Source organism: uncultured Halovibrio sp. (assembly GCF_913056445.1).
Lineage (GTDB): Bacteria > Pseudomonadota > Gammaproteobacteria > Pseudomonadales > Oleiphilaceae > Halospina > Halospina utahensis_B.
This window is the reverse complement of the sequence record NZ_CAJXMA010000100.1, coordinates 1-9762: the sequence shown is the minus strand read 5'-3', so window position 1 is coordinate 9762 and position 9762 is coordinate 1. Positions and strand designations below refer to the sequence as shown.

Annotated in this window: 8 protein-coding genes; 5 read left to right on the top strand and 3 right to left on the bottom strand. The window is 63.3% G+C overall.

The window, feature by feature from the left end; genetic code table 11:
• Positions 1 to 1890 (top strand): PAS-domain containing protein (locus QZ501_RS13775; RefSeq protein WP_295720296.1); only part of this gene is annotated, 1890 nt, incomplete at its 5' end.
• 142 nt (positions 1891 to 2032) lie between these two features.
• Here QZ501_RS13775 and QZ501_RS13770 read toward each other — a convergent pair.
• The 3 genes from QZ501_RS13770 to acs form a co-directional block, all read right to left on the bottom strand.
• Entirely contained in the window at positions 2033 to 3169 is a 1137-nt protein-coding gene (locus QZ501_RS13770) for an alpha/beta fold hydrolase (RefSeq protein WP_295720295.1), read from the bottom strand.
• A gap of 227 nt (positions 3170 to 3396) precedes the next feature.
• The gene (locus tag QZ501_RS13765; RefSeq protein ID WP_095616503.1) at positions 3397 to 4053 is read right to left on the bottom strand and encodes a response regulator transcription factor; all 657 of its coding nucleotides are present in this window, start codon (positions 4051 to 4053) and stop codon (positions 3397 to 3399) included.
• Positions 4054 to 4232: 179 nt separating this feature from the next.
• A complete protein-coding gene (gene acs / locus QZ501_RS13760) occupies positions 4233 to 6197 on the bottom strand; it encodes an acetate--CoA ligase (RefSeq protein ID WP_295720292.1) in 1965 nt (654 codons plus the stop codon).
• Between the two features lie 265 nt (positions 6198 to 6462).
• Here acs and QZ501_RS13755 point away from each other — a divergent pair, with 265 nt between their 5' ends.
• The 4 genes from QZ501_RS13755 to QZ501_RS13740 form a co-directional block, all read left to right on the top strand.
• Positions 6463 to 6741 (top strand): DUF4212 domain-containing protein, encoded by a 279-nt coding sequence (locus tag QZ501_RS13755; RefSeq protein ID WP_160897704.1) that lies wholly within the window; start codon positions 6463 to 6465, stop codon positions 6739 to 6741.
• A 12-nt stretch (positions 6742 to 6753) separates the two neighbouring features.
• Entirely contained in the window at positions 6754 to 8487 is a 1734-nt protein-coding gene (locus QZ501_RS13750) for a sodium:solute symporter family protein (protein WP_160897703.1), read from the top strand.
• A 142-nt stretch (positions 8488 to 8629) separates the two neighbouring features.
• Complete coding sequence (locus QZ501_RS13745; RefSeq protein ID WP_160897702.1) at positions 8630 to 9127, top strand: hypothetical protein; 498 nt, start codon at positions 8630 to 8632, stop codon at positions 9125 to 9127.
• Positions 9124 to 9762: CBS domain-containing protein (locus tag QZ501_RS13740; RefSeq protein ID WP_295720286.1), on the top strand; the 639-nt coding region annotated here is incomplete at its 3' end. The genes QZ501_RS13745 and QZ501_RS13740, both read left to right, overlap by 4 nt.

Here is a 9762-nt window from a genome sequence, read left to right as displayed (position 1 = left end):
CTGTCTGCCACCGAGATCCCCCTGCACCAGCTGCACGGCCTGATCCGCCCCGTCCTTGGCCAGGAGGAGTCCGACCGGCTCTGGGCGGAACTGGAGCAGAGCCAGGAGCAGCGCCTGCTGCCCTTCGACAAGGCCACGCGTTACACCGTGCGGGTGACGGAGTCCAAGCTGGGGTCCGTCATCGGGGCGGCTTCCGCGCACCGAGCCATCCGGCTGCTGGAGCGCCAGACGCCCCTGCAGATGGAGGACATCGTGGATCTGATGGGCGGCACCTCGGAGCAGCTCCAGTTCTCGCGCCACCTTCTTCAGACCACACTGGAAAACGTCCCCCAGGGGATCAGCGTGGTGGACCGCAACCTGGAACTGGTGGCCTGGAACAGCCAGTACGAGAACCTGTTCAACTACCCGCCACGGCTTCTCTATGTGGGCTGCCCCATCGCACGGATCTATGAGTACAACGCCGCCCGTGGCCTGCTGTCGGATGTGCGCGACAACAACATCAATGCCGCCGTGGAGCGGCGCCTGGAGATGCTGCGCTCAGGCCGCCCCTACCGGCTGGAGCGCCATATGCCGGATGGCAGCGTCATCGAGATCCGGGGCAAGCCCATCCCCTCCGGCGGCTATGTGACCGCGTACAACGATGTCTCCGAATACCACCGCGTGATGACGGAACTCGAGGACGCCCGGGATACCCTGGAGCAACGGGTGGCCGAACGGACACGGGAACTGTCCGCCGCCAACGAATCCCTCCAGAACGAGAATGAGCTCAGGGCACGGATCGAGCGTGAGCTGCACCAGGTGCATGCCAGTAAGAGCCGCTTCCTGGCCGGTGCCAGCCACGACCTGCTGCAGCCGATCAACGCGGCTCGCCTGCTGTCTTCCACCCTGCTGCGCCAGCAGGGCAATGAGGCGGCCCCGGAGCTGCGCCACATTGATTCGGCGCTGGCCTCCGCCGAGACCCTGATCAGCCACCTGCGCGAGATCTCCCGGCTGGATTCCGGGCGCCTGGAACCTGAAGTACGCAATGTGGAGCTGGGCGCCATCCTGGAGGAGCTCATCAACGAGTTCCGCATGACCGCCGAGCGCAAGGGAATACGGCTCGACTATGTGCCCTGTTCGCTCTGGATCCGTACCGACCCCCACCTGCTGCGGCGTGTGATCCAGAACTTCCTGAGCAACGCCATCAACTACACCCGCGAAGGGCGTGTGGTCCTGGGCTGTCGCCAGAGCGCGCAGTCGGTGAGCATCCAGGTCTGGGATACCGGTCCGGGCATCGCCGAATCGGACCAGCAGCGCATCTTTGATGAGTTTGAGCGCCTCCATACCGACGCCACACGCGAGGTCCAGGGGCTGGGTCTGGGCCTGCCGATCGCCATGCGCATCGCCCGCCTGCTGGAGCATCCCATCGACTGCCGATCCATCCAGGGGCAGGGCTCAATGTTCGCACTGACCGCACCGCGCGGCACGCCGGAGCAGACCCGCCGGGATCAGCCCCAGACCGAGGATCCACAGCTGACCGGCCTTCAGGTCATCTGCATTGATAACGAGCCGCACCTGCTCGCCGGTCTGCAGGCCCTTCTGACCCAGTTCGGCTGCCGGGTCACCACCGCCAAGTCCCTGGGTGAGGCCATGCAGAAACGGCCGGCCGAGGCGCCGGATCTGGTGATTGCCGATTATCACCTGGACCAGGAGACCGGCGTGGAGGTGGCGCAGGCGCTGACGCTCAACTGGGAAGAGAAGGTACCGGTTCTGATCATCAGTGCCGACGACAGCGATCCCATCCGCAACGCGGTGCGCGAGGCGGGCTACCGCTTCCTGGCCAAACCGGTGGATGCGGCATCACTGCGGCTGACGCTGCGTCGCCTGCTGCGCCGCCGGCCCGGACACTGAGCCTGCGGGCGTTTCAGGGCACTAACATTATCGCGAGCAAGCTCGCTCCCGCGGTTCCACCTCCCCGTGCAGGGGCTTGCTTGCAAGCGATCCATGGCGCTATCGCGAGCAAGCTCGCTCCTACAGGTGGTGGCGCTGCGGGTCAGTCGGAGCGCTTCGCCAGCCAGTCAACCACCTTTGGCCAGATGTGCGTGGGCGCAGCGCTGCCCGCAAGGATGCCCATGTGCCCACCCGGTACCAGAGCCTGCTCGATCTCGCGGCTTGAGACCTGATCCACGAGCGCACGACTGCATTCGGGGGTGACGAGCGGGTCGTTGTCGCCGTACACCAGCATGATGTCCGACGTAACGTCCTTCAGGGTGTGCTCCGGGTCGTGCATGGGCAGATCCCCGTGCGCCGTGCAGTTGTCCACCCACAGGTACTGCACAGTGTCCTGAATGACGCCGCCGGGGTAGGCCACCATGTCGTTGAGGAAGGCCCCCTGGGTGGCGTTCCGGGTCACGTACTCTTCCGAATGCAGGTTGCGCACCAGGTCCAGGTAGTTGCGCAGGCTGCTGATCGGCGAGGTGAGCTTGAAGGCGGTGGCGTTGGCCCAGCCCGGGGAACGCCAGAAGCGGCGCCTGGTCTGGTGGACCCGGAATCCGAGGGTGTTCTCGAGGAAGCTCAGGGACTTTGAGATCAGCTGGTACTGCTTACCGATGCTGCCGTTGGCGTGGTAGTCGCAGGGGCTGCCGATCAGGACCAGGTTGCGGATGCGTCTGTCTTCGTCCAGCGCTGCGGCGCAGTAACTGAACAGGGCACCGAAGCTCCAGCCGTAGAGGGAGACGTCGCTGGCGCCACTGTGTTTCCGGACTTCGTCCAGCAGTTCGGGGAGGTAGTCCGCGAAGTAGGTGGCGATGTCGAAGTGGTTGTGGTCCCAGCCGGGGGTGCCCCAGTCGATCAGGTAGAGCTCAAAGCCGCTGGCGCGCAGGTATTTGACGAGGCTGCGGTTGGGGAACAGGTCGTAGATGGACATGTTGACCGCGAGCGGGGCGACCAGGACCAGCGGGACCTTGTGGGTATCGCGCTGGACGGGCATGGGGGTGTCGTCGTCGCCGACCGGAATGTGGTTTTCACGCAGCGGTGGGTAGTAGCGGACGTTCACGAGGTCGTCGCTGTGGATGACCTCGTAGGGGGTCTGTTCGGCCTGCACCAGGGTTTCCGGGTTGAGGAAGCGCTGGCGGGCATTGCGGGTGATTCTTGTAAAGCTGGTCAGGGGTTCATTCATGGATGCTGACATTCCCGGCTCCGGGGTCTTGGGGACTGAGACCTTGCTGCATCGGGGGTGGGGAGTGCCCTCCGGGAATCGCCACAAGTACGTCCATGTAGGCTGCGCGGTGGCCATCCATGGCCACCGAGCTTCCCTCCGAGCACTCCCCACCCCCTCAGGTCATACTCTTTAGTGGACGCCAGAAAGCATACCAAAGATTAAGAGAGAGACATTGACCTTCCCGGCAATCGAACCAGTCAGGACTCTTCCTGGGAGACGTCCGCAAGGTCCAGCTGGCCCAGCTTGAGGGCGGCCTGGGTGCGGGAGTGGACGCCGAGTTTGCGGAATATCTCGGTGACGTGGGCCTTGACCGTGGCTTCCGTGACGTTGAGTTCGTAGGCGATCTGTTTGTTGAGCAGCCCCTGGCTGATCATGGTGGCAACGCGGAACTGTTGCGGGGTGAGCTCGGAAAGCGCATCCGCAACGCCGGATTCCTCCTCGCTGACGCCGGGTACGGCAAGGTCAACACCGTCCGGGAAGCAGAAGTCACCGCGTGCCACGTTCCGGATGGCCTGGCCGATGGCTTCCATGCTGGCACTCTTGGAGATGAAGCCAGCGGCGCCGTGGTCGGCAGCACGGCGGATGATGTCGTCGCGCTCGTTGGCGGAGATCATCAGCACCGGGATGTCCGGGTAGTGGGCGGTGAGGAAAAGCAGTGCGCTGAAACCGTGGGCGCCCGGCATGTGGAGGTCGAGGAGCACCAGTGAGGGCTCCCCGATCCGCGTTATCACCGACTGCAGGTCCCCGAAGTCCGATGCCTCTTCGAGGGTGGCATCAGGCTCTTCCTGACGGATCACGTCCTTCAGGGCGGAGCGGAACAGCGGGTGGTCGTCGGCGACGATCAGGGTGGTCATGATTGGGGCATCACGCGTTTACCGGTTTCATACGGAAATGGGGCAGCGACTCAAGGTCGGTGCCCCATTGAAGATAGTCCTCGTTCAGCGCCTGCGCAATAAACCGTGAACCATGTAGGAGCCGAGCCTCGCTCGCGATCGCAATCAATCGCGAGCAGGGCTCGCTCCTACAGGGCGGCTTACTGGTTGGAACCAGCTGCGACGCGGTGACCTTCGATGAGGTCATCGACCACGTTCGGGTCCGCCAGCGTGGAGGTGTCGCCCAGGGAGTCGAACTCGTCCGCGGCGATCTTGCGCAGGATGCGGCGCATGATCTTGCCGGAACGGGTCTTGGGCAGGCCGTCGGCCCACTGGATGACGTCCGGCGTGGCGATCGGGCCGATCTCCTTGCGCACGTGCTGCTTGAGTTCCTTGGCGAGCTCGTCGCTGGGTGACTGACCGTGGGTCAGGGTCACGTAGACGTAGATGCCCTGGCCCTTGATCTCGTGCGGGCAGCCCACCACGGCGGCTTCGGCGACGGCGTCGTGGGAGACCAGTGCGCTTTCCACCTCGGCGGTGCCCATGCGGTGGCCGGAGACGTTGAGGACGTCGTCCACGCGACCGGTGATCCAGTAGTAGCCGTCTTCGTCGCGCTTGGCACCGTCACCGGTGAAGTAACAGCCCTCATAGGTGGAGAAGTAGGTCTCCACGAAGCGCTGGTGGTTGCCCAGGATGGTGCGCATCTGGCCGGGCCAGCTGTCCTTCAGAACCAGGCCGCCGGAGGTGGCGCCTTCCATCTCGTTGCCCTCGGGGTCCATCAGCGCCGGCTGTACGCCGAAGAACGGCTTGGTGGCCGAGCCGGGCTTGAGGTCGATGGCGCCGGGCAGCGGCGAGATCAGGATGCCGCCGGTCTCGGTCTGCCACCAGGTGTCGACGATCGGGCACTGCCCCTTGCCGAACTTCTGGTGGAACCAGCGCCAGGCTTCCGGGTTGATGGGTTCGCCCACGGTACCCAGCAGCTTCAGGGAGCTGAGATCGGCGTTGGCCACGGGGGCATCACCCTCGGCCATCAGTGAACGGATCGCCGTCGGCGCGGTGTAGAAGGTGGCGATCTTGTACTTGTCGATGATACGGCCAAGGCGGCCCACATCCGGGTAGGTCGGCACGCCTTCGAACATCATGGTGGTGCCGCCGTTGGCGAGCGGGCCGTAGACCACGTAGGAGTGACCGGTGATCCAGCCCACGTCGGCACTGCACCAGTAGACCTCACCCGGGCGGTAGTCGAACACGTACTCGTGGGTGATGGAGGTGTGCAGCAGGTAGCCGCCAGTGGTGTGGACCACGCCCTTGGGCTTGCCGGTGGAGCCGGAGGTGTAGAGCACGAAGAGGGTGTCCTCGGCGCCCATCTCTTCCGGTTCGCACTGGTCGGACTGCTTGCCCACCAGGTCGCGGTACCAGATGTCGCGATTGCCATTGAAATCGACGTTGCCGCCGGTCGCCTTGAGCACCACGACGTTGTCGACGCTGGATTCCTTGCACAGTGACACCGCTTCATCGACGTTCGCCTTCAGCGGTACCCGCTTGCCACCACGGCGCGCTTCGTCGGCGGTGATGACGACCTTTGAGCCCCCGTCGTCAATGCGGCCGGCCAGTGCCTCCGGCGAGAAGCCACCGAAGACCACGCTGTGGATGGCCCCGATGCGCGCGCAGGCCAGCATGGCATAGGCCGCTTCCGGGACCATCGGCATGTAGAGGGTGACAATGTCGCCCTTCTTCACGCCCAGCGACTTCAGGCCGTTGGCGAGCCGGGAGACTTCCTCGTGCAGCTCGGCGTAGGTGATGACGCGGTTGTCCTCGCTCTCCTCGTCCGGCTCCCAGATGATGGCGGGCTGGCCGCTGCGCTCTTCCAGGTGACGGTCGATGCAGTTGGCGGCCGCGTTGAGTGTGCCGTCCTCGAACCAGCGGATGTGCACGTCATTGCTGGCGAAGGAGACATCCTTGACGCGCGAGAAGGGTTTCATCCAGTCCAGGCGCTTGGCCTGTTCCGCCCAGAAGGACTCCGGATCCTGGATGGAACGCTGATACATGGACTCGTAGGTCTCTTTGTCGATCAGCGCCTTGTTCCGGAAGTGGTCCGTGACCGGGTAAACCGCTTCGTCACTCATCACTGCCTCCTCAATCCTGTTCTGTTTGTCAGTTCGGTGCCTTAGTGGGAAAGGCTTTGTACCTCCCAGTGTCGACAAGGGCGGAAGCACTGGGTATTAGACCATGGTCTAAGCGCCATGAACCCTTGCGTGACAAGGAGTTAACAAACCGGGACGACAGCTTAGACCAAAGTCGTATGGAGACTGGCGGTCAGCGGGTCAAAGCTGTGCCGTAGCGGTGATCCCACCGTGAACGCGTTGACAACAATAATGGGGGGAAATGCTGATGGCATTCCAGAATGAAACACTCAAGAAGCAGTACTGGCGCGACAACCTGCGCATCATCGGGTGGTTGCTCGCCGTCTGGGCCTTCGTGTCCTTCGGCTGCGGCATCATCTTCGCGGAGGCACTGAACGCCATCCACATCGGCGGCTATCCGCTCGGTTTCTGGTTCGCACAGCAGGGCTCGATCGTCACCTTCGTGGTGCTGATCTTCGTGTACGCGAAACTCATGGACCGGCTGGACCGGAAATACGGCGTCCAGGAAACCGAAGACGCGAAGTAAAAGGGGCTTACCATGGACCAGCAGACACTGATCTATATTGTCGTGGGCGCCACCTTCGCGCTCTATCTCGGCATTGCCATTTACTGTAAGGCGGGCTCGACCCGCGAATTCTACGTCGCCTCCAAGGGTGTTCATCCGGTTGCCAACGGCATGGCCACGGCAGCCGACTGGATGTCCGCGGCGAGCTTCATCTCCATGGCCGGCCTCATTGCCTTTCTCGGCTATGGCGGCTCGGTCTTCCTCATGGGCTGGACCGGTGGCTTCGTACTGCTTGCCATGCTGCTGGCGCCGTACCTGCGCAAGTTCGGCAAGTTCACGGTGCCCGAGTTCCTGGGGGATCGCTACTACTCCAACACCGCGCGTGTTATCGGCGTTATCTGCCTGATCCTGGCGTCACTGACCTACGTCATCGGCCAGATGACCGGTACCGGCGTTGCCTTCTCCCGTTTCCTGGAAGTGAGCTATGAGATGGGCCTGTCGATCGGCATGCTGATCGTGTTCTTCTACGCGGTCATGGGCGGTATGAAGGGGATCACCTATACCCAGATCGCCCAGTACTGCGTGATGATCACAGCGTATACCGTTCCGGCGGTCTTCATCTCACTGCAGATGACCGGCTGGGCGCTGCCGCAGATCGGCCTTGGTTCCACCCTGACCGAGCACGGCACCTACGTGCTGGACCGTCTGGACCAGGTCCTGAACGAGCTTGGCTTTGCCGAGTACGTGGCAGTGGATGAGCACAACCGCATCAACATGTTCTTCTACACCCTCTCGCTGATGATCGGTACCGCGGGTCTGCCGCACGTCATCATCCGCTTCTTCACCGTTCCGACGGTCAAGGCGGCGCGCTCCTCCGCGGGCTGGGCTCTGGTGTTCATCGCCATTCTCTACACCACTGCTCCGACCGTTGGCGCCATGGCCCGTCTGAACCTGATGGAAACCTTCGGCACCACCGAGGCCACCGAGATGGTCTATGAAGAACGGCCGCAGTGGGTGAAGAACTGGGAGCAGACCGGACTCATCGAGTTCACGGACAAGGACAACAGCGGCACCATCAACTACAGCTCCAACCCGGAAGAGAACGAGGTCACCGAGCTCAACCGTGACATCATCGTTCTGGCCAACCCCGAGATCGCCATGCTGCCCGACTGGGTAATCGCGATTGTGGCCGCTGGTGGTCTCGCCGCCGCCCTGTCCACAGCAGCGGGTCTGTTGCTGGCCATCTCCTCGGCGGTCTCCCACGACCTGCTGAAAGGGGTGTTCAAGCCGGACATTTCCGAGAAGAGCGAGCTGATGGCGGGACGGATCTCAATGGCAGCGTCCATTGCCGTAGCCGGCTACCTGGGCTTCAATCCACCCGGCTTCGCCGCGGGGACAGTGGCACTGGCCTTCGGGCTTGCAGCGGCCAGTCTGTTCCCGGCGCTGATGTTCGGCATCTTCTACAAGAAGATGAACAAGGAAGGCGCCATCGCCGGCATGCTGGCGGGCCTGACCGTGAACCTGCTCTACGTGTTCCAGCACAAGGGCATCATGTTCGTCGCCAGCACTTCCTTCCTGGGAGACCTGGATCCGAACTGGTTCTTCGGTATCTCGCCCAACGCCTTCGGTGCGGTTGGTGCCATCGTCAACTTCATCGTCGCCATGGTCGTGTGCAAGATGACTCCCGAACCTCCGGAGAACATCCAGCACATCGTGGACGACGTGCGGGTACCGGTGGGCTCCTCGCTCGCCTCAGGCGGGCACTGAGCCCTGAGGGTTCAATCCCCGGACAGTGCTGCTTCGGCAGCACTGTCCGTTTTCAGCTACCCTAGATGGAGCTGCCGCGAGAGCGCCCTTCTGTAACAGAGTGCTCTCCCGGCAATTCCCTTTCCCGAATCAGAGGCCCTGCATGTTCCGCAATTTCCATTTCATTGTCGCGCTTCTGGTTGCTCCGGCACTGGCCATTCTGGCCTGGTACGCCGCGGACACCGCCCTGGGCGAACGCAAGGAGCCGGCAAAGGAGGGGCTAGGTTACGAGCTGATCGGTGACTCGAACTGCCGCTATGAGAGCGGCACCTGCACCATGACCAACGGCAACTTTAAGCTGGATATCCAGGTGGACCGGGCCGACGGCGAGAACCAGCTGGCGGTGCGACTGGAATCCGCCCATCCGCTGGACGCGATGAGCATGGGCTGGGTAAACCCCGGCGCGGAGAAAACGGAACAGACCGCTCTGGAGCCGGCCAACGACAGACGCACCCGCTGGGAAGGCGTGATTCCGGGAGAAGCGAGCACCAAGGCCCGCATGCGCGTCCTGGCCCGGGCGGACGGCACCAGCTACTACGGCGAGGCCAAGACCGTCTTCATCGATTACGAAACCAGTTTCGGGGAGGACTTCCGGAAATGACCGAAACCCAGTCCCTGCCGCCAGAGCTGGCCTCCATCGCGGATTTCATCCGCCAGACACTGCCCTTCAACGCCCTGCCCGAAGGAGAGGTTGAGCGCATTGTCCATGAGATGGAGATCGGCTATTTCCGCAACGGGCATGTGTTCAACGAGAACACCCGGGATCAGGGACTGCGTATTCTGCGAAGTGGTGCCGTCGAGATCCGCAGCCAGGACGGCGAGCTGCTCGACCGTCTGGCCGAGGGCGAAAGCTTCGCCCTGAGCGGGCTTCTCCAGCAGGAACCCGGTGTGCGGGCGGTCCTGATCGAGGACAGCCTGATCTACTTCCTGCCGCAGAAGGCCTACCAGGACCTGCGCGGGCGCTTCCGGGACTTCGACCGTTTCTTCCATGGCCAGCGCAGCCGGCGCCTGTTCCGGGCCACCCGCAGCATGGTGTCACCGGATGGCATGCTCACGCCGGTAACCAGCCTGATGGCCACCGATCTGGTCACCACCAGCGAGGAGACGCCCGTCTGCGAGCTGGCGGAGATGATGTCCAGCCGCCGGGTTTCCTCGGCACTGGTGCTCAATGACGGCAAGCTGAGCGGCATCGTCACCGACCGCGACCTGGCCCTGCGGGCGCTCGCCGGTGAGACC

Excerpts from the sequence above, each read along its gene's own strand:
- QZ501_RS13770 (WP_295720295.1), bottom strand. The coding sequence starts at position 3,169 with ATGTCAGCATCCATGAATGAACCCCTGACCAGCTTTACAAGAATCACC.
- QZ501_RS13765 (WP_095616503.1), bottom strand. The coding sequence starts at position 4,053 with ATGACCACCCTGATCGTCGCCGACGACCACCCGCTGTTCCGCTCCGCC.
- acs (WP_295720292.1), bottom strand. The coding sequence starts at position 6,197 with ATGAGTGACGAAGCGGTTTACCCGGTCACGGACCACTTCCGGAACAAG.
- QZ501_RS13755 (WP_160897704.1), top strand. The coding sequence starts at position 6,463 with ATGGCATTCCAGAATGAAACACTCAAGAAGCAGTACTGGCGCGACAAC.
- QZ501_RS13750 (WP_160897703.1), top strand. The coding sequence starts at position 6,754 with ATGGACCAGCAGACACTGATCTATATTGTCGTGGGCGCCACCTTCGCG.
- QZ501_RS13745 (WP_160897702.1), top strand. The coding sequence starts at position 8,630 with ATGTTCCGCAATTTCCATTTCATTGTCGCGCTTCTGGTTGCTCCGGCA.